21 protein-coding genes are annotated in these 20,252 nt (G+C 48.4%); 13 read left to right on the top strand and 8 right to left on the bottom strand.

Annotated elements, in window-relative coordinates; genetic code table 11:
• Positions 1–45: 45 nt before the first annotated feature.
• Positions 46–2,805 carry a preprotein translocase subunit SecA gene (gene secA / locus ACO0KV_RS09575; RefSeq protein WP_423042198.1) on the bottom strand — a complete coding sequence of 920 codons (2,760 nt, stop codon included), beginning with the start codon at positions 2,803–2,805 and terminating at the stop codon, positions 46–48.
• A 3-nt stretch (positions 2,806–2,808) separates the two neighbouring features.
• Between secA and ACO0KV_RS09570 the strand changes: the two genes are divergently transcribed.
• On the top strand, positions 2,809–2,955 hold the full coding sequence (locus ACO0KV_RS09570; protein WP_423042196.1) for a hypothetical protein: 147 nt from the start codon (positions 2,809–2,811) through the stop codon (positions 2,953–2,955).
• Between the two features lie 20 nt (positions 2,956–2,975).
• Here ACO0KV_RS09570 and ACO0KV_RS09565 read toward each other — a convergent pair whose 3' ends face one another.
• Positions 2,976–3,938: a M23 family metallopeptidase gene (locus tag ACO0KV_RS09565; protein WP_423042194.1), complete on the bottom strand. Its 963-nt coding sequence runs from the start codon at positions 3,936–3,938 to the stop codon at positions 2,976–2,978.
• Positions 3,939–4,008: 70 nt separating this feature from the next.
• Here ACO0KV_RS09565 and ACO0KV_RS09560 point away from each other — a divergent pair, with 70 nt between their 5' ends.
• Positions 4,009–4,515, top strand: coding sequence for a DciA family protein (locus ACO0KV_RS09560; protein WP_423042192.1), 507 nt, complete (start codon positions 4,009–4,011; stop codon positions 4,513–4,515).
• A 19-nt stretch (positions 4,516–4,534) separates the two neighbouring features.
• Here the strand turns inward: ACO0KV_RS09560 and ACO0KV_RS09555 are convergent, their stop codons facing one another.
• Positions 4,535–5,086, bottom strand: a complete 552-nt coding sequence (locus ACO0KV_RS09555) for a cob(I)yrinic acid a,c-diamide adenosyltransferase (protein ID WP_423042190.1) — start codon at positions 5,084–5,086, stop codon at positions 4,535–4,537.
• Between the two features lie 472 nt (positions 5,087–5,558).
• Between ACO0KV_RS09555 and ACO0KV_RS09550 the strand changes: the two genes are divergently transcribed.
• Together ACO0KV_RS09550 and trhA are read left to right on the top strand one after the other, a co-directional pair.
• A complete protein-coding gene (locus ACO0KV_RS09550; RefSeq protein ID WP_423042188.1) occupies positions 5,559–6,458 on the top strand; it encodes a LysR substrate-binding domain-containing protein in 900 nt (299 codons plus the stop codon).
• A 52-nt stretch (positions 6,459–6,510) separates the two neighbouring features.
• Positions 6,511–7,125, top strand: a complete 615-nt coding sequence (gene trhA, locus ACO0KV_RS09545; RefSeq protein WP_423042186.1) for a PAQR family membrane homeostasis protein TrhA — start codon at positions 6,511–6,513, stop codon at positions 7,123–7,125.
• A gap of 43 nt (positions 7,126–7,168) precedes the next feature.
• Here the strand turns inward: trhA and ACO0KV_RS09540 are convergent, their stop codons facing one another.
• From ACO0KV_RS09540 to ACO0KV_RS09525, 4 genes are all read right to left on the bottom strand, one after another.
• Positions 7,169–8,092 (bottom strand): aldo/keto reductase, encoded by a 924-nt coding sequence (locus tag ACO0KV_RS09540; RefSeq protein ID WP_423042184.1) that lies wholly within the window; start codon positions 8,090–8,092, stop codon positions 7,169–7,171.
• Positions 8,093–8,125: 33 nt separating this feature from the next.
• The gene (locus ACO0KV_RS09535; RefSeq protein ID WP_423042182.1) at positions 8,126–8,776 is read right to left on the bottom strand and encodes a DsbA family protein; all 651 of its coding nucleotides are present in this window, start codon (positions 8,774–8,776) and stop codon (positions 8,126–8,128) included.
• 98 nt (positions 8,777–8,874) lie between these two features.
• A complete protein-coding gene (locus ACO0KV_RS09530; protein WP_423042295.1) occupies positions 8,875–10,023 on the bottom strand; it encodes an anhydro-N-acetylmuramic acid kinase in 1,149 nt (382 codons plus the stop codon).
• 61 nt (positions 10,024–10,084) lie between these two features.
• A complete protein-coding gene (locus ACO0KV_RS09525; protein WP_423042180.1) occupies positions 10,085–11,452 on the bottom strand; it encodes a peptidoglycan DD-metalloendopeptidase family protein in 1,368 nt (455 codons plus the stop codon).
• A gap of 291 nt (positions 11,453–11,743) precedes the next feature.
• Between ACO0KV_RS09525 and tyrS the strand changes: the two genes are divergently transcribed.
• The 9 genes from tyrS (at position 11,744) to ruvB (ending at position 19,980) form a co-directional block, all read left to right on the top strand.
• Positions 11,744–12,994 (top strand): tyrosine--tRNA ligase, encoded by a 1,251-nt coding sequence (gene tyrS, locus ACO0KV_RS09520; RefSeq protein ID WP_423042178.1) that lies wholly within the window; start codon positions 11,744–11,746, stop codon positions 12,992–12,994.
• Positions 12,991–13,467, top strand: a complete 477-nt coding sequence (dtd, locus tag ACO0KV_RS09515) for a D-aminoacyl-tRNA deacylase (protein ID WP_423042176.1) — start codon at positions 12,991–12,993, stop codon at positions 13,465–13,467. Before tyrS ends, dtd begins: the two co-directional genes overlap by 4 nt.
• Positions 13,468–13,489: 22 nt before the next feature.
• Positions 13,490–14,140 carry a histidine phosphatase family protein gene (locus ACO0KV_RS09510; RefSeq protein WP_423042174.1) on the top strand — a complete coding sequence of 217 codons (651 nt, stop codon included), beginning with the start codon at positions 13,490–13,492 and terminating at the stop codon, positions 14,138–14,140.
• 292 nt (positions 14,141–14,432) lie between these two features.
• Positions 14,433–15,443 (top strand): tRNA dihydrouridine synthase DusB, encoded by a 1,011-nt coding sequence (gene dusB / locus ACO0KV_RS09505; protein WP_423042172.1) that lies wholly within the window; start codon positions 14,433–14,435, stop codon positions 15,441–15,443.
• Positions 15,444–15,565: 122 nt separating this feature from the next.
• Complete coding sequence (locus ACO0KV_RS09500; RefSeq protein WP_423014534.1) at positions 15,566–15,799, top strand: helix-turn-helix domain-containing protein; 234 nt, start codon at positions 15,566–15,568, stop codon at positions 15,797–15,799.
• A gap of 73 nt (positions 15,800–15,872) precedes the next feature.
• A complete protein-coding gene (purH, locus tag ACO0KV_RS09495; protein ID WP_423042170.1) occupies positions 15,873–17,438 on the top strand; it encodes a bifunctional phosphoribosylaminoimidazolecarboxamide formyltransferase/IMP cyclohydrolase in 1,566 nt (521 codons plus the stop codon).
• Between the two features lie 248 nt (positions 17,439–17,686).
• A complete protein-coding gene (gene ruvC / locus ACO0KV_RS09490) occupies positions 17,687–18,229 on the top strand; it encodes a crossover junction endodeoxyribonuclease RuvC (RefSeq protein WP_423042168.1) in 543 nt (180 codons plus the stop codon).
• 110 nt (positions 18,230–18,339) lie between these two features.
• Positions 18,340–18,921, top strand: a complete 582-nt coding sequence (gene ruvA / locus ACO0KV_RS09485) for a Holliday junction branch migration protein RuvA (protein ID WP_423042166.1) — start codon at positions 18,340–18,342, stop codon at positions 18,919–18,921.
• 3 nt (positions 18,922–18,924) lie between these two features.
• Complete coding sequence (ruvB, locus tag ACO0KV_RS09480) at positions 18,925–19,980, top strand: Holliday junction branch migration DNA helicase RuvB (protein ID WP_423042164.1); 1,056 nt, start codon at positions 18,925–18,927, stop codon at positions 19,978–19,980.
• A 181-nt stretch (positions 19,981–20,161) separates the two neighbouring features.
• On the opposite strand, the gene ACO0KV_RS09475 is transcribed toward ruvB, so the two are convergent.
• A partial coding sequence (locus ACO0KV_RS09475; RefSeq protein WP_423042293.1) for an IS3 family transposase occupies positions 20,162–20,252 on the bottom strand: 91 nt, incomplete at its 5' end.

Below are 20,252 nucleotides of genomic sequence, written 5' to 3'. Positions count from 1 at the left end.
GGGAGGAATTTCTTCCCCCCTTTCATATCTTCACGTTAATGAACGTTAAGCAAGCTTACCGTGACATTGTTTAAATTTCTTACCGCTTCCACAGGGGCAAGGATCATTGCGACCAACCTTCAATGCGTAACTCAGTTCAGGCTGTTCAGTGGCATTAAATGCCGCTGGCGCCATGATTTCTTCTGGAGATGCAGTTGCATCAAAGTCAGCATGTTGGAAATGAACGTTTTCAACTTGGGGCAAAGCCATTTGCTCTTCAACAGCTTCAATTTCTTCACGTGATTGGATACGCACTGTAACGACCGTACGCACCACGTCGTTTTTGATCATATCGAGCATTTGTGCAAACAATTCAAACGCTTCACGTTTGTATTCTTGCTTAGGATTTTTCTGAGCATAACCGCGTAAGTGGATACCCTGACGTAAATGATCCAATGCAGCCAGATGTTCACGCCAGTGGGTATCAATGCTCTGCAGCATGACACTACGCTCGAACCCTGCAAACGATTCTTTACCAACAATCGCCACCTTCGCTTCGTACGCCAGATTCACGGCTTGCTGTACACGCTCCAGAATGTCTTCGCCAGTCAGACTTGGTTCTGAGGCCGCCATATTAACTAACGGCAAATCGATGTTCCACTCTGCCGACAATACTTTTTCTAAGCCAGGAAGGTCCCATTGCTCTTCAACTGATTCTTGTGGCACATGGATATGGACGAGATCGGCAAACATACCGTGACGCAGCGATGACATCAGTTCCGTCATATCATGCGCCTCAAGCAATTCATTACGTTGCTGGTAAATCACTTTGCGCTGATCATTAGCGACGTCATCGTATTCCAGCAGTTGCTTACGGATATCGAAGTTACGTGCTTCTACTTTGCGCTGCGCAGATTCGATGGAGCGAGAAACAATACCTGCTTCAATTGGCTCACCTTCTGGCATTTTGAGTCGGTCCATGATGGCGCGAACGCGATCACCAGCAAAAATACGCAGCAACTGATCATCAAGTGACAAGTAGAAGCGGCTCGAACCAGGATCCCCCTGACGACCAGAACGACCACGCAATTGATTATCAACACGGCGTGATTCGTGACGTTCAGTACCAATGATGTGCAAACCACCTGCCTGTACGACGTGATCGTGCAATGATGCCCATTCGTCGCGCAATTTCTGTGATTGTGCCGCTTGATCAACTTCAGTCAATGCATCGTTTGCTTCGATCAGTTGTACCTGCTTAGCAACGTTACCACCCAACACAATGTCGGTACCGCGACCAGCCATGTTCGTTGCAATAGTAATTGCCTGAGGACGACCTGCCTGCGCAATAATTTCCGCTTCACGAGCGTGTTGTTTTGCATTGAGCACGTTGTGTGGCAAGTTTGCTTTAGTCAAAATGCCAGACAATAACTCAGAATTTTCGATCGATGTCGTACCAACCAATACTGGCTGACCACGCTCAAAACAATCCTGAATGTCTTTCAACATCGCGCCATATTTTTCTTCAGCGGATTTGTAGACCTGATCTTGACGGTCTTTACGCTGTGAAGGACGATTTGGTGGAATGACGACAGTTTCCAAGCCATAAATTTCCTGGAACTCATACGCTTCGGTATCCGCTGTACCAGTCATGCCCGACAAACGGGAGTACATACGGAAGTAGTTCTGGAAAGTAATCGAAGCCAGTGTCTGGTTTTCGTTTTGAATCCGCACGCCTTCTTTGGCTTCCACGGCCTGATGCAAGCCATCAGACCAGCGGCGACCCGTCATCATACGACCAGTAAATTCATCAACAATGACAATTTCATCGTTCAGCACAACATAGTGCTGGTCTTTGAAATACAGAGCATGTGCGCGCAAAGCGGCATATAAGTGATGAATCAAGGTGATATGCGCAGGGTCATACAAAGACGCACCTTCAGGCAATAAGCCCATTTGCGTCAGGATTTTCTCTGCTTTTTCGTGACCAGCCTCTGTCAATAAGACCTGATGAGCTTTTTCATCTTTGGTGTAATCACCAGGCACTTCTATCTTGCCCGTGCCATCTGGTGTTTCTTCGCCGATCTGCAATGTCAGCAGTTTCGGTACTTCGTTGATTTTGTAATACAACTCGGTGTGGTTTTCAGCCTGACCAGAAATAATCAACGGCGTACGCGCTTCATCGATCAGAATCGAGTCAACTTCATCGACCACAGCAAAGTTAAGACCACGCTGGACGCGGTCTTTGGCTTCAAAAACCATGTTGTCGCGCAGGTAATCAAAACCGAATTCGTTATTTGTGCCGTACGTAATATCAGAGCCATACGCGACTTGTTTAGAGTCATGGTCGAGTTGCGACAGATTAATCCCTGTTGTCAGCCCCAGCCAGGCATACAAACGTCCCATCCATTCCGCATCGCGTTCTGCCAGGTAATCATTGACCGTCACCACGTGCACACCCTTACCAGACAGGGCATTGAGGTAGATTGGCAGAGTACCCATCAGGGTTTTACCCTCACCGGTCCCCATTTCAGCGATTTTGCCGTAGTGCAAAACCATACCGCCGATCATCTGAACGTCAAAGTGACGCATTTTCAGCACGCGTTTACTGGCCTCGCGACAAACTGCAAAGGCTTCTACCAATATACTATCGAGCGTTGCTCCTTCAGCCACACGTGCTTTAAATTCAGCAGTCTTAGCTTGCAAAGCCTCGTCTGACAAAGTTTCCAGCTGGGGTTCCAATGCGTTGATCTCACGCACCGTCTTTTGGTATTGCTTCAAAAGCCGTTGATTACGGCTGCCGAATATCTTGGTCAGGAATGACATGCTATGAACGGAAAGTTAAATTCTGAAAAACGCCGCGGCAAAAAATTGCTTGCACAGCAACAATATAGGATAACTCACGATTTTACCATGCTGTTCGGTCTTCACCATGAAAAGCCTGATCAAATCCCTACAGCATTGGTGATTTGGTGACTAATTAAGTAAAAACAAGCTTATTTTTGCTTAAGTGCGGCAAGTTTGGCTTGATTAGCGCCAGCGGTGAGAAACTTATTCGGATCTTGAGGGACATCTTTGATCCTGACCTCAAAATGCAGATGCGCGCCAGTCGAGCGGCCCGTTGAACCAATATCAGCGATGTGCTGACCACGCTTAACGATATCACCCAGTTTGACATAGACTTTAGACGTGTGAGCGTAGCGCGTAATCAGATCGCCACCATGGTCAATCTCTATCATATTGCCAAACTGCGGGTGGAATTCAGCAGCGATCACGACACCACCCGCCGCCGCGACAATCGGCGTACCCGTTGGCGCAGGAAAATCAATCCCTTCATGGAAAGCACTATGACCTGTAAACGGATCGAGACGCCAGCCAAATCCAGATGCATTGTAAGCAACGTTAACTGGTTGACTTGTAGGCAACAATTTTGATTGAATCTTAAAACTCATCAAATTGGTCTCAACGACATTCAAATAGTCAGACCGATGGTCAACATCTTTTTGAAACGCATCCAACGCCGACTGCAATTCAGACATATTCAATTCATGCGATGGTGCCGTCGTGATTTCAGGCCCGCCTCGGCCCGGTGCGTCTTTGAAATTGAATTCCTCCGGCTTCACGCCAGCCAAGCCTTGCACCCGCTCGCCCAAGGCATCGAGTCGCATGAGCTGCGCCTGCATCTCACCCAACTTCACAGCCATCGTAGTGAGGTTTTCTTTCACATAACGGTCTTTGGCATTAAGATCACCAGAGATTGGTGAGGGAACAGTCGTTGGCAGAATATTGCGGAGAATGGGCAAATCAGAACTTGCCAAGCGCAACGTTAACGTCGCCATCAGTGCGCCACTGATGGCCATCAAAATAATAAACCCGATGACTGCGACCAAGACATGACGGGTCGATAATGTGACCGATTTAGCCTGGGTAAAGCGAGAATGCATCAAGATAATCTGCATCTGTCATTTCCCTCTGGAATGGCGTGTTTAACCTGCGTGAAAATACGCGCTTTGTGGTAATGTGTGCGCCATGTCTGCATCATTACCACCCCCACATCGTATTCATATTAAACGTGGCCGCGCCGTGTCAATGGCTAGCGGCGCGAGTGATTTTTTACGCGCAAACGACAAACTTGCTCCTCTGCTCCCAGCGATTCAGCGTAATTTAGCCTTGCAGAAAGATTGCGAAACAATCTTCTCTTCACTTTTCGAATACTGTGAAGTGATGCAAGTCGCCGACGGCGAACTGGTACTAGGCGCGGCCAATGCGGCAATTGCAACTAAACTCAAGCAACAATGTCCAAAATTACAATTACAATTACAGCAACGAGGCTGGCAGATTAACGCAATCCGCATCAAAGTACAAGTGAAGCGTGTTATCGAAAAACCATTACCAGTAAAACAATTATCAATCCCCAAAACGGCACTACAGGCATTGAGTAATCTGGAAAAGAATATCGAAAACAACGCGCAAAATGCCGACTTGCGCGCGGCACTGATGCGCTTACTTCAGCGACATTCGGGCACTGACAACTAAGCCCAAACGTCATTCAATATCAACGGCTACGGTCTTTTTCCCATAAAACGTCATTACCGCCATCGACGCGGTTGAGCACCCTCGAAAGTACAAACAACAAGTCTGACAGGCGGTTCATGTACTGGCGTGGATGGTCATTGATTGGCTCGCTTTTACCCACGCTGACAATCGCACGCTCGGCGCGGCGACACACAGTACGACACACATGGGCAATCGCTGCCGCCCGAGAGCCTCCAGGCAAAATGAAGTCTTTAAGCGGTGGCAAATCGGCGTTATATTTCTCTAACAACGCGTCTAGTCGTGCGACCTGCGCATCAGTAATCATGGTATAGCCAGGAATACACAATTCACCGCCCATATCAAACAAATCATGTTGTATCGACGCCAATTCATGCTTCATTGTTGGTGGCAACGCTTCGCACAACAACACACCAATCTGCGAATTGAGTTCATCTACATCACCCATCGCGTGTACACGCAATGCATCTTTATCCACCCGACTGCCGTCGCCGAGTCCGGTCGTACCCGCATCACCGGTGCGTGTCGCTATTTTTGAGAGTCGATTACCCATAATCATTTTCAATTAAAAGAAGTCGTTGAGCATAAGGCAAAAACCAACTCAATGCACTAACCCTAGTCAGAATCAGCCAGTTAAAAAGAGACGAAGTGACAAAGCTGCGACACCAAGCAATGATCAATGTATCTATTGCCAAGGCACACCAAACACGTACGGAACAAAAGAATGTTTAACACAAGATACTAAGGAAACAGCGATTCTCAGGCCAAATCAAGCTATCATATGGCATATCATCGGTAACGTCGGTGGCGGCAATTTCTTGGTGCTCTTGTCGGCGACTCCCGATAAAGCACAAAAACATATCCCTACCCAAGCATTGATTACGTCATTCACAAGATGGCTTTTCTGATAAATCTAGACATAGCCACCAGGCTACGCAATGGGTGCAAAAAACATGAATAAACCCCAGTAAATGATTGCTTTTAGGCAAATCAGGTAATAATAAAGCATAAAATCAGGACTAAGAATGGCAACAAGACTTCCCCCAGTACATGCGCTCTCCGCCTTTGAAGCAGCTGCACGTTTTGGTTCTTTTGCAATCGCTGCTGAAGAACTTTGTATTACCCCTTCCGCCCTATCGCACCGTATCCGTCTGCTGGAAGAACATTTGTGTGAACGTGTATTTGTGCGCGAGGGACGCAGTGTGACCTTGACCGAATTCGGACGCCGCTACCTTGATGTCGTCAGGAATGCCCTCCGAACCCTGTCTGATTTTCCATTGCCAAACAAAATTACTCAAAACCAGATGCGCGTGAAAGTCACGTTACCGCCAACATTTGCACGCTATATGTTTATGCCTCGCCTGGCAGATTTTTCCACCAAGTATCCCGACATTGAAATTGAAGTCTACTTGTTTGTGCCGCTCTACGATCTGAGTCTGTCAGAAAGTGATGTGGAAGTCCGTTTTGGCGCTGGCGAATATCCCAATCTGGTCACAAAGAAACTGTTTGTTGAGCCAAGCTTTGCGGTGGCAAGTCCCGCATATTTAAAAACGATTGCACCGATCAAAACGCCAGCAGATTTGCGACATGCCAACCTACTGCGCTCAGCCCTAGAACCATGGCAACCTTGGTTTGACGTTGCTGGACTAGATTGGCCAGAACCAGCCAACGGCTTACGTATTGATGATCTGGGCTTGTTGCTTGAAGCGATTAAGCATGGACATGGGGTCGGCTTAACCCGACAACATTTTGCGGAAGACATGATCAAGTCTGGCGAAGTAGTGCGATTATTTGATACTCAATTAGCAACGCCGCCTCACGCTTATCATCTCGTGCACGAAGCACAGCCTGTCTTACGTCGTGAAGTAGAAATATTTATCAACTGGATGCAGTCTACCTTCCAGACAACGTATTCTCAGCCATAAGTCCTCATTCCAAATTACGGAGGGCATCAATGAAAAAAATGTTAGGTGTTTTATGTATTACGGAGAAAAATTCAATAGCATCAGCCATCTCGCTGGCGCTGCACTAGCAATTGGTGGCGCAGCGGTACTGATCACAGTTGGTGCACGCCTTGGCGATCCTTGGAAGATCGTGAGTTTCAGTATTTACGGTGCGATGCTGTTTTTGCTGTATGCCATTTCTGCGCTGTATCACAGCCTACGCGGCAAAGCGAAGAATGTGTTCCAAAAGCTAGACCACTGTGCGATCTACTTACTGATCGCCGGTAGCTATACGCCATTCACTTTAGTCACGCTGCGCGAACATTCTGGGTGGGTCATCTTTGGGCTAGAATGGGGCTTGGCTGTTATTGGTATCGTACAGGAAATTTTGTTCGCCAAAGGCGCGCGTTGGATGTCGCTAGCGATCTATGTGATTATGGGCTGGCTCGCGGTTGCGGTGATCGTGCCGTTAATGGCGATATTGCAAAATGGATTTATCTGGCTGGCACTCGGTGGCGTATTTTATACTGTTGGTATTATTTTTTATGCGACAGATGAGAAACTGAAACACGGACACGGCATCTGGCATTTGTTTGTCCTTGCCGGCAGCATGTGCCAGTATTTCGCCGTCTTGTTTTACGTCGCTTAAATCGTCAGGGCAGCTCAATGGCTGCCCGACGAATTTCAAAATATCAATCGACACCTTTGCCTGCGGATGCACACCACAGACGGAACCAGTGCTCGCGAGACAGCGTGTGCTGGCAGGCTAAAGCAGCTTCTTTCAACGCAGCGATACGTCCTGAGCCCGTCAGTACGAGCGGATGAGACGGGTGTTGCAATATCCACGATAAGGCAATCGTACTCGCTGGCAAATTCAGTTCAGCGGACAACGCATTCAATACTTCTCTGACGCGCAGAACTTGTGGATCTGTCGTCGCTGATTCACGGAACAAATCACCGCCTCCGAGCGCCGACCAAATCATCGGTGCGATGCGTAATTTTTGACATAAATCCAGCGTACCATCATGCAACGGTGGCAAATGCAACAAGGATAGCTCAACCTGATTTGTCACTAACGGGAAACGCGCTGCCAGCAGCTCAAATTGTGCTGGTGTAAAGTTCGAGACACCAAAATACCTGACCTTGCCGCTCTGTTGCAGATGCTCGAATGCTTCTGCCATTTCGTCGGCATTCATCAATGGATCTGGGCGATGAATTAGCAACACATCGAGTTGTTCGATCCGCATCGAGCGCAAGGAATTCTCTGCTGAGGCAATGATGTGAGCACGGCTCGTGTCGTAGTGCTGTATCCTATGTGCAGGTCGCGCTGTGGAGATCAGTTTGATTCCGCACTTGCTGACGAACTGCAATTTGTCACGCAACTCAGGAGCAAGCTGTAACGCCTCACCTAACAGAGTCTCGCTTTGATAATCACCATAGATATCCGCTTGATCAATAGTCGTGATACCCAGTTCGAGTGCCTGTTTAAGAAAAGTAACACGCTCCTGCGGCGACATGCGCCAGTCAGCCAAGCGCCATAAGCCGAGGACAATACGCGAAAACTCCGGTCCTTGCGGCGCGATTTGAATGCGGGATACAAGTGATGAATGAATCATAGAAATCCGTTATTTTGATTATTTTTTTGAATACTAATTACTTAATACGTGATGGATCGCGGCGCGTAGCTCTGTCACTTTGGTGTAGCCAGCGGCAATCATGTGTAATGCCTCATTATGCACGATCAACAATCCCGGAAAACCGCGGATCCCCCAGCGCTGACACTGTTCAAATTCAGCACGTGTATCGGCCATACATTGTGGGGACATAAAGGTTTCAATAAAACTCTCTTGATCAAAGCTATCGTGACCATCGATGTGATTGAGCGTGTTCGCAACGACCCCAGCCAATACAGATGTCTGCGTAATATCCTGTCCCTTGGCATAAAAAGCATCTTGAATCGCATGAAATACCTGTAGCAATTGTTGTCCGCTCAGATGATCTGCAATGATCTTTGTGGCGACTACCGCGCGGCACGCTGGTTCAGTGTCGTAAATAAAACCAGGTTGTGTCATGCCGACATCTGAAAAAGGCAAACCACTCGCTTCTGCAACGTGTTGCCAATGACCGCGAATCATCGTTCGTTGTGCGTCCTCCATGATTTGCTGATTGTAAGCCCGCAGACCACCAACAACGACTTCCAAGCTTGCATCGGGTATATCACTCAATAGCATCGTTAATTTTGGCCCAAAGCCATAGCACCATGAACACATGGGATCAGCGATATAAATAAAATGAGACATAGATTCTTTCAATGGAATGATGATCGGGCTGCGTATCTGTGTAACTGTATTCCACGCGTGATCTTGCCCGACGCAATGACAACCGTAATGATATTGATTTAGGCAGGATACAAAGCCCCGAGAATGCGCAAGCCTTTAGCACCTGTCACTTCTGGCAGGTTGCCCGCCTGACGCAAACAAAACTGTTGCGCCAGCCAGGCGAAGGCTAATGCTTCCACGTGTTCTGGCGCTACCCCTAATTGTGCCGTACTTTGCACTTCGGCGTCAGACGCTTCTGCTCTCAATGCACCTTGTAGCATACGCATCAGCGTCGCGTTGTAAGCGCCACCACCACATACATAGACCATCTCTGTCTGTGGCACATTGCTCATGATTGCCAGCGCCAGACTGTGCGCAGTGAACGCACACAAAGTGGCCTGCACATCGACGGCATTCATTGATGAAAATTGCTGGAGATGCCGTTGTAGCCAGTCAGCATGGAACAAATCACGACCGGTACTTTTAGGTGGTGGTAAAAGCAAAAAGGATTCCGACATCAACCGACTCAGCAATGCCTCATTCACCTGTCCTAGCGCAGCCCAGGCGCCATCGGCATCGTAACTAACACCCTGATGCTTCTGAATCCAGTAATCCATCAACACATTGCCGGGTCCGGTATCAAACCCAGTGGTCGCGCCATCCGCTGCAAGTATGCTGATATTGCTGATCCCACCTATATTGACAACGACACGGCATTGTCCAGAATGACCAAATATTGCCCGATGAAACGCTGGCACCAACGGTGCGCCTTGCCCACCAGCAGCCACATCGCGGCTACGAAAATCTGCGATCACATCAATCGATGTTAATTCAGCCAGCAAGGCCGGATTATTTGTCTGTCGCGTAAAGCCCAGTTCAGGACGGTGGCGGATTGTTTGCCCATGAACACCGATGGCACGTACTGCAAGATGAGGATAGTTTGATAATAATGCCGAAGTGCAGGTGGTATAAGAGTGAGCCAAAGCGTTAGCCAGCAGCGCCTCATGATGAATTTCATTCTCCCCTGGCTGCTGTAATTGCAACGCCTGACGACGCAACTCTTCGCTAAAGGGGATATACGCAGAAGCAAGTAACTCCATCGTATCGCCCTGGGTGACAGGCAAGCGTACCAATACCCCGTCGACACCATCAAGACTTGTGCCTGACATCATACCTATGTAGACCGGAATTTGTGCTGCGCTCAGTGGCGTAGATTTTTCAGTGTGCATCATTACAGCTCAAATAAAAAAGGCCGAACATGCTGTTCGGCCATCAATAATGGGGGGCTACTTAACTGGCAGCAGGTTTGCTATTTTGCGCCAGACGTTCCGGACGTAGCAAATCAAAACGATGATGCATATCGCTGGCAACAGCCTTAAAGCGTGGCAACTCGGTGTTAGATAACGCCTGTACATTTGGCACCACCACAGACAACGGATCACGGGCATCATTATTGACACGGAACTCGTAATGTACGTGCGGCCCTGTTGACCAGCCAGTCATACCAACAAAACCGATCACTTCGCCTTGGGACACATGAGAGCCCTTATGGATACCAGGAGCAAAACGCATCATGTGTGCATAAGCAGTGCTGTAACCACCCCAGTGTTTAATCACGACAAGATTGCCATAACCACTGCTCATCGCGGCAGAATCCACAACACCGTCGGCCGTCGCACGAATTGGCGTACCCAACGCTGCAGCAAAGTCGACACCCTTATGCTGCTTCCATTGTCCAGAAATCGGATGCAAACGCATGGAAAAACCAGAGGAAATACGTGTAAACGCTAACGGCGATTTCAAAAATGCTTTTTTGAGTGATTTACCATCAAAAGTGTAGTAGCCACCCTGACCGCCCGCCTCGTCAAACCATACGGCTTGATACGGTTTGCCAGCATTGGTGAATTCACCTGCCAACACGCGACCTGTTTTTACTTTTTGACCATTTTGCCAAAAGCTCTCATAGACCACATTGAACTGATCCCCGCGCTGCAGCTTACGGAAATCGATGTTTGTTTCAAACATACTAATAATCTGAGATGCAATACTATCCGGAATATTGGCATCATCAGTCGCAGCAAACAAAGAAGAAACAATATTTCCAGAGGCCATCTCAACACGGCGCTCTAGGTTGGCTTCAGCATCAACGGCCTTAAAATGGCCATTCGCGTCGCGGGTAATTTCTATGGTACGGGCTGTCTTATCATTGCCATCAACGACCGTGGTCTGCAACCACTCGAGCTCCCCTTCGTCATTGGTTTTGACACGAACTGCTTTATCCGTGCGCAATTGCAACAAGCTACGGGCAACACTGTCAGTCTTGATAAATTTATCAGCGTCTGAATCTTCAACACCCAATCGTAACAATAAGGCGCTGAGGGTATCGCCACGGCGCACCGTTTCTTCACGAACAAAATGCTGTTCAGTGTCTTCAATGGCTGCGATCTGCTCGTCAAGCTTTGGCAATGGCAGTTCTTGAGTGAGTTTTTTGATTGGTAAATCTGCAGCATCTGGTGCCAACGGCGCAACGGCAGCGGCGCCAATTGCACAAACGGCAAAGAAAAGAGCAGAGAGGGAAACCGCACGTGAAACGCGACTGGATCCGAAAAGCTGCCTTCTACCAGAAGCGAAATGAAGGAATTTATCTAATGGACGCATGCAATAAGTTAAAATTAACTGTTTTAATCGAAAATTCGTGGTTGCTGTCGTGATGGTTTGTGGTGCAATGTCCGCGACATCGCATTCAACACATGATGATGACCACCAGTTGATGGTGCAGTTCTATACATAGAGAAGCACACATCGGTGACAAACAAAGACGGGATTATAAAACAACTTAGCGTAGTCCCATCAATTAAACCAACACCCAGAATTTGGCAAACGCTGATTATCGATTCAGAATATGAACCCTGACCAGCGGTGTTACAAAAAATGTGATGCAAATAAAATATGACTTCTGTACAAAATTCCAATTCCTCCCCGGCGTTACTGCCACTTTCTGACGCGGTTCTACATGCACTTGCAGTAACGAAACGCGGTGTTGACGAATTACTCATTGAATCTGAATTTGCCCAAAAACTCGCACGTAGTGAACAATCTGGCAAGCCTTTGCGCATCAAGCTTGGTCTGGATCCCACTGCACCAGATTTGCACTTAGGCCACACCGTTGTTCTCAACAAGATGCGGCAGTTGCAAGATCTGGGCCATACCGTGATTTTCCTGATCGGCGATTTTACCTCCATGATTGGCGACCCATCTGGTCGTAACGCCACACGTCCACCGCTGACCCGCGAACAGATCGAAGCCAACGCCCAGACCTATTTCAAGCAAGCCAGTCTGGTGCTGGATGCTGCAAAAACAGAAATCCGCTACAACTCTGAATGGTGCGACCCACTCGGCGCGCGCGGCATGATCCAACTGTCGTCCAAATATACGGTCGCCCGTATGATGGAACGAGATGACTTCACCAAACGCTTTAAAGCTGGCACACCGATTTCTGTTCATGAATTTTTATATCCATTAATGCAAGGTTACGATTCGGTGGCATTGCGCGCTGATCTGGAACTTGGGGGCACCGACCAGAAATTCAACCTGCTGGTCGGCCGCGAGTTACAAAAAGATTATGGACAAGAACAGCAATGTATTCTGACCATGCCATTGCTGGAAGGTCTGGACGGCGTTGAAAAAATGTCTAAGTCGAAAAATAACTACATCGCCATCACAGAGCCTGCCAACACCATGTTTGCCAAGGTAATGAGTATCTCTGATGAAATGATGTGGAAATACTACGACTTGTTATCGTTCACTTCGATCGAACAAATCGCAGGCTACAAAAAAGCAGTCGCTGAAGGACAAAATCCACGCGATATCAAAGTCGCACTGGCACAAGAAATTGTGGCGCGCTTCCATAGCAAACAAGCTGGCGACGATGCCCTAGCGGATTTCGTGAATCGGTCTAAAGGTGGCATTCCTGACGATATTCCAGAAGTCAGCCTCAATGGTGCACCGGTAGGTGTTGCACAATTACTCAAACAAGCTAATTTGTGTGCATCCACCTCCGAAGCGCTGCGGATGGTTGAGCAAGGTGGCGTCCGTGTTGATGGTAACGTCATCAGCGACAAGGGCTTAAAGCTTGATGCAGGTACATTTGTGCTACAAGTCGGCAAGCGTAAATTTGCTCGCGTGACATTGGCAGCATGATCGCCTTATTACAACGTGTGACTCAGGCCAGTGTCGTTGTCGATGGAATCACCATCGGTGCGGTCGATGCTGGTTTAATGGTACTGGTCTGCGCTGAACGCGGCGACACTGAAAAAGAAGCGGATGCGTTATTGACCAAACTGCTCAGCTATCGCGTGTTTTCAGATGCCGCGGGTAAAATGAACCTGAGCATCAAAGACACCAGCGGTGGCTTATTGCTGGTACCGCAATTTACACTTGCTGCAGATACCAACTCCGGCACTCGTCCCTCGTTCACGCCGGCAGCTCCACCTGCTGTCGCCAAAGAACTGTTCGACTACTTCCTCCGGCAAGCGCAACGCCAGCATTCAACGGTTGCCAGCGGTCGCTTTGGCGCGGAGATGAAAGTCTCACTGACCAATGATGGTCCAGTAACCTTCTGGCTAGAAACTAAACGGCCGGTGCCGTCGCTCCCCCCTCAATCAACAGCCTAAGTCGCACCAACAACATCTTCTCATGACAGAAATTCTATTAATACGCCACGGCGAAACAGCCTGGAATGCGGTCAGACGCCTGCAAGGTCATCTGGACATTCCTCTCAACGCCGAAGGTACCCGTCAGGCAAAAGCCCTTGCTTATGCACTGCAAAATGAAAGAGTAGATGCCGTCATCTCGAGTGACCTACAACGGGCAGTGCAGACCGCTGGTGAGATTGCCCGTTTGCAGGGCGTCAATACACGCCTCGATGCAGGCTTACGTGAACGTTGTTTCGGTGGCTTTGAGGGGCAGCTTTATAGCGACCTGCCGCATCTGTTTCCCGTTGAACATGCGGCGTGGAAATCCCATGATCCTGATGCAGAGTTTCCTCTAGGCGAAAATAAAGGCGAAACGGTACGTCAGTTCCATCTGCGTGTCATCACACATATCGACCATTATGCAAAGCAATTTGCCGGAAAAAAAATAGCGATTGTTGCGCATGGCGGCGTGTTGGAATGTGCGTACCGTGCAGCCAAAGATCTGCCTTTAGAGGCACCACGAGAAGTGACAATTTATAACGCCAGCATTAATCGTTTTGCGTATGTCGATGGTCAGCTGCAATTGATTTCATGGGGAGATATTGCGCATCTGGACGCGGATGCGATCGATGAAATTAATCAAAATAAATAAAGAATGCCACATAAAGAAAGCCAACTTCGCACCTGGCATTCTCTCATCATCAACCTACTATGTTTAATGAATCAATTTTAAAGATTCACTTTTTAAAAATACGTTGTTTGCATCACGGTAAAAACCTATCAATACATACATTTTAAAAAATATCTAGAATTGCAAGTCTAAACCTATCAAAAATAACAATTGATAGAAATAAATATTCCTACCAACCGTCGAGAATTTTGCCAATTATTTAGGCAAGTTTCAGGTAGAATAGCGCTTCTCCAAATTTCCCCAGATCCTCATCGTGCAAATCGGTCCCTACGTCTTGCGTAATAATATTTTTGTTGCTCCTATGGCTGGCGTAACAGATCGGCCATTTCGGCAATTATGCAAAGAATTAGGTGCGGGCTATGCTGTTTCTGAAATGGCAGCCTCAAATCCTAAACTGTGGGAAACCGAAAAATCGACCCGACGCACCAACCACGAAGGTGAAATGGAGCCGAAGGCGGTGCAAATTGCTGGCGCTGATCCGGTCATGTTGGCTGATTGCGCTAAATTCAATGTTGATAAAGGTGCGCAAATCATCGATATCAATATGGGTTGTCCGGTCAAAAAAGTGTGTAATGCCTGGTGTGGGTCCGCCCTCTTGCAACACGAAAGTCTCGTCGGACAAATTCTTGATGCGGTCGTACGAGCAGTCGATGTGCCGGTAACACTGAAGTTTCGTACCGGCTGGGATCGTGCCAATAAAAATGCACTCAACATTGCACGCATGGCAGAAACAGCAGGCATACAAATGTTGACACTCCACGGGCGCACTCGTGCCGATGGCTACAAAGGCGATGCAGAATACGACACGATTGCAGCCGTCAAAGCTGCTGTCAATATTCCGGTTGTTGCCAATGGTGACATTACGACGCCAGAAAAAGCCAAATACGTTTTGCAATATACTGGCGCTGATGCCATCATGATAGGGCGCGCTGCCCAGGGTCGACCGTGGATTTTCCGGGAAATCGACCATTACCTACGAACAGGTGAACACTTACCTCCGCCCCTGATCAGTGAAGTCAGGCACCTGATGGATAGTCATTTAAAAGAGCATTACATGTTTTACGGTGAGTATCTTGGTGTCCGTACAGCGCGCAAACACATTGGCTGGTACGTACAGGATCTCGTCGGCGGTGAGGAATTCCGACAGCAGATGAATTTACTGACCTCTTGCGACGAGCAATTAGCTGCGGTAAGTCATTTTTTTGATCGTATGGCTGGGGAACGGTTACAATACCGCCCCTTTGAAGAAAAAATGGCCGCCTAGTGCACTCGTTGTAACACCGAAGCAAGACCGTAACAACAATGCATAACAACAATGGCGCCAGATCGTCCGAAGACCACGGACTTTTTCGCTGCCCTGCATAACCACATAGTGACAATAAAAATATGAGCAAAGATAGCATCCAAGACGCCGTCCACAAAAATCTGGAAAAATATTTCCGTGATCTGGGTGAACAACCTGCATCCAACATTTACGATATGGTCGTTTTAGCCGTAGAAAAACCAATGCTTGAAATGGTCATGACGCGCGCTGACAGCAACCAATCCCAGGCCGCCGACATGTTAGGCATTAACCGCAATACCTTGCGCAAGAAATTGCAGCATCACGGTTTGCTGTAATTTGCTTTAAGCCGATTCATCGCATAGATATGTCTTTTCCTGACACCGATTTCCTTACTCTTTCATTCTCATCATGATCAAACAAGCCCTCATATCCGTCTCAGACAAGACTGGTGTGCTCGATTTTGCACGTGAATTGTCGGCACTCGGTGTCAAGTTACTGTCCACTGGCGGGACAGCTAAATTACTGGCTGACAATGGCCTTGCAGTGACTGAAGTTGCCGATTACACCGGCTTTCCTGAAATGCTCGATGGCCGCGTCAAAACATTGCATCCCAAAGTACATGGCGGCATTCTGGCACGTCGTGATTTTCCGGAGCATGTCGCTGCGCTCGAACAACATGGCATCCCAACCATTGACATGGTGGTGGTGAATTTATATCCATTCCAGCAAACTGTTGCTAAAGCAGAATGCTCACTGGAAGATGCGATCGAAAACATCGATATCGGTGGCCCGACCATGTTGCGTTCCTCAGCTAAAAATCACAAAGACGTGACCGTCATTGTTGACCCTAGCGATTACGCCATTGTCCTGGCTGAAATGAAAGCCAACAACAATGTTGTCAGCTACGATACTAAATTTACGTTAGCTAAAAAAGTATTTGCCCACACAGCGCAGTATGACGGTGCAATCACGAACTATCTGACTAGCCTCGGCGAAGATAAAGCCCACACCACACGTAGCGCTTACCCACAAACACTGAATCTGCATTTTGAAAAAGTGCAAGAAATGCGTTACGGTGAAAACCCACATCAATCCGCAGCCTTCTACCGTGATTTGAAAACAATTGACGGCGCATTGGCAAACTACAAGCAATTGCAAGGTAAAGAACTATCTTATAACAATATCGCCGACGCGGATGCAGCATGGGAATGTGTGAAGTCATTCAACGAATCCGCTTGCGTAATTGTCAAACATGCGAACCCATGCGGCGTTGCTCTGGGCGCTACACCTTTTGAAGCGTACAGCAAAGCGCTGCAGACCGATCCAACTTCTGCCTTCGGCGGCATCATCGCTTTCAACCGTGAACTCGATGGCAAAGCAGCTGAAATCGTTGCTAAACAGTTTGTTGAAGTCCTGATCGCACCAAGTTTCACTGCCGAAGCAAAAGCAATTTTTGCAGCAAAGCAAAACGTGCGTTTGCTAGAAATTTCGTTGGGTAACGCCGTCAATCAATACGACGTAAAACGCGTTGGTGGTGGTCTGCTGGTACAAGCCCCCGATGCTAAAAACGTTCTGCAAGAAGAACTGCGCGTAGTATCGAAACTACAACCAACGCCACAACAAATGGCGGACATGATGTTTGCATGGCGCGTTGCCAAGTACGTCAAATCCAATGCGATCGTGTTCTGCGGCAATGGCATGACCTTGGGCGTTGGCGCAGGCCAGATGAGCCGTATCGACTCGGCACGCATTGCATCCATCAAAGCACAAAACGCAGGCCTGACACTGGCAGGTTCCGCTGTAGCGTCTGACGCGTTCTTCCCGTTCCGCGATGGCCTCGACGTGGTTGTTGACGCAGGTGCCACCTGCGTTATCCACCCAGGCGGCTCTATGCGCGACCAGGAAGTCATTGACGCAGCCGATGAACGCGGCGTTGTTATGGTCTATACAGGCACACGTCACTTCCGTCATTAATCTGCGAAGTCAGCGAATCCGGTAAGCAATGGCCCCCAGTCAATATTGGGGGCCATTTTTTTGTGTTGATGATATTTCTCACTGAATTAATTGAAGAAATCCGCTTGATCCCCGCAAGCAGAGGAATGACAAACCGAGGCCGGCAGCCCCCTCCCTACTAAACCGCCCGAGCACCCAAGTTTGGGCTATCATTCCCCCATCGCATCACACTCCCCAACATCCAGCCCACGCTGGAAAAAATACCTACAATGAAAATTCTCGGCATAGACCCCGGCTTACGTACCACCGGTTTTGGCGTCATTCAAAAACAAGGTAATCAGCTTACCTACATTGCTTCGGGCACAATCAAAACAGCCGAAGGCTCGTTACCGGCGCGTCTTAAAACCATCCTTGCCAGCGTTTCGGAAGTTGTTAGCACTTACAGACCTGACTGTGCGGCCATTGAGATCGTATTCGTGAACGTAAATCCACAGTCAACCTTGTTACTGGGGCAAGCACGCGGCGCGGCGATTTGTGCATTGGTTGGAGCTGACTTGTCAGTGGCTGAATACACGGCCCTCCAAGTGAAACAAGGGGTTGTTGGTCATGGCCGAGCAAAGAAAGAGCAGGTACAGGATATGGTGCAACGCCTGTTGAAGCTTTCAGGCAAGCCCAGTCCTGATGCGGCGGATGCCCTAGGTGTCGCAATCTGTCACGCACATAGCGGCGAGGCTTTAGCGACGCTCAGTGCGATTGCTCCGGAGCTAGCGAAAAAAGGTCTACGTGTCAAAGGTGGGCGCTTGATCGGCTAATTGGCTAAGTCGATCGTAAAACCGTCAACATCAAGGTCACAATGATTCTCGTCAAGTTCAAGAGAATCGTTTATTATCACTGTTTATTCATACAGTATGAAAGCCGTCTCATGATTGGTCGCATTGCAGGCACGCTCCTCGAAAAAAATCCTCCGCAATTACTCATTGATTGCCAAGGTGTCGGTTATGAAGTCGATGTGCCCATGAGCACTTTCTACAATTTACCGCCGCTTGGTGAAAAGGTTGCCCTGTTGACGCATTTAGCGATTCGTGAAGATGCCCATGTGCTGTTTGGCTTCGGTAGCGCAGAAGAACGGGCAACATTTCGTCAGTTAATTAAGATCAGTGGTGTTGGTTCCCGAACTGCGCTGGCGATCCTATCCGGGATGTCCGTTGCGGACTTATCGCAAGCGATTACCTTACAAGAAGCAGGCCGATTGACACGCATTCCAGGAATCGGTAAAAAAACGGCAGAACGCCTGTTGCTGGAACTCAAAGGAAAATTGGGGCCAGACCTGTTCAGCGCAAGTGCTGCCATCGTTGCTGGCGATCATAGCGGTGATATTTTAAATGCCTTGTTAGCACTCGGATATTCCGAGAAAGAAGCTGCCATTGCAATGAAGTCCGTGCCAGCCGGTAGCGGTGTGTCTGATGGTATCAAACTGGCTCTTAAAGCACTGTCAAAAGGGTAAGCGATGAGCATCCAAACCGATAATCTGTTTTCTGAAGTCACCGAGACCCGGATTATCTCGGCGACACCCGTGTCGTCCAATGAAGAAGCAATAGAGCGCGCACTGCGTCCCAAGCAACTGGATGAATATGTCGGACAAGAAAAAATCCGTGCGCAGCTAGAAATTTTTATCACCGCAGCACGCCAGCGTAAAGAAGCGCTCGATCACACCTTATTATTCGGGCCGCCTGGTCTGGGTAAAACCACATTGGCACATATTATTGCCCGCGAAATGGGCGTCAATCTTCGCCAGACATCAGGTCCGGTGTTGGAACGCGCCGGTGATCTGGCTGCCTTGCTCACGAATTTAGAAGCAAACGATGTCCTGTTTATCGATGAAATACATCGTTTGTCACCTGTTGTGGAAGAAATCTTATATCCCGCGCTGGAAGATTATCAGATCGATATTATGATCGGCGAGGGGCCAGCCGCCCGTTCAGTTAAACTCGATTTACAACCTTTCACGCTGGTCGGCGCGACGACGCGCGCTGGGATGCTGACCAATCCATTACGGGATCGTTTTGGTATTGTTGCCCGCCTAGAGTTTTATACCCCTGAGCAATTGACGCGTATCGTCACGCGTTCCGCCTCGTTACTTAATGCACCTATCCACGAAGATGGTGCCCGTGAAATCGCAAACCGCGCACGTGGTACGCCACGAATAGCTAACCGTTTGTTGCGCCGCGTCAGAGACTACGCAGAGGTTAAAGGGAATGGGGATATCACCAAAGCCATCGCCGATGCCGCATTGAAAATGTTAGACGTCGACACAGTTGGCTTTGATCTGATGGACAGAAAGCTACTGGAAGCGATTTTGTTTAAATTTGGCGGCGGTCCGGTCGGCTTAGACAACGTTGCCGCTGCGATCGGCGAAGAACGCGACACGATTGAAGATGTGCTCGAGCCCTATCTGATCCAACAAGGCTACCTGCAACGTACGCCACGCGGTCGGATTGCGACCACGCTTGCCTACGAACACTTCGGCATTTCGCCGCCAAATACCGCGAATACAAGCGATTAACGATACTCGTCTATCGCTAGCCAGATCAATGCGTTGACCTAGCTAGCAGGTCTTATCACTGCACGGTCTGGCACTAGCAAGACTTGATAGTAACTCCAATAAAAATCTAAAGGAAGTCAAAAAAAGTCCAAAAAAAAAGCACCCGAATGAACTGACCCCATTTAGTTGGACAGTTTAATTGCTATGCTACTAAGGGCTGATTTCTGTATTGCACAGGACTCAGCCCTTTTAATTTCATTTTGATGCGGTCATGATTATAGTATCGAATATAG

The sequence above is a fragment of the Undibacterium sp. RuRC25W genome, assembly GCF_049339825.1.
In the GTDB taxonomy this organism is placed as follows: Bacteria; Pseudomonadota; Gammaproteobacteria; order Burkholderiales; family Burkholderiaceae_D; genus Undibacterium.
Note: the sequence above shows the minus strand (reverse complement) of the source record. Positions and strands in the feature narration are given on the sequence as shown.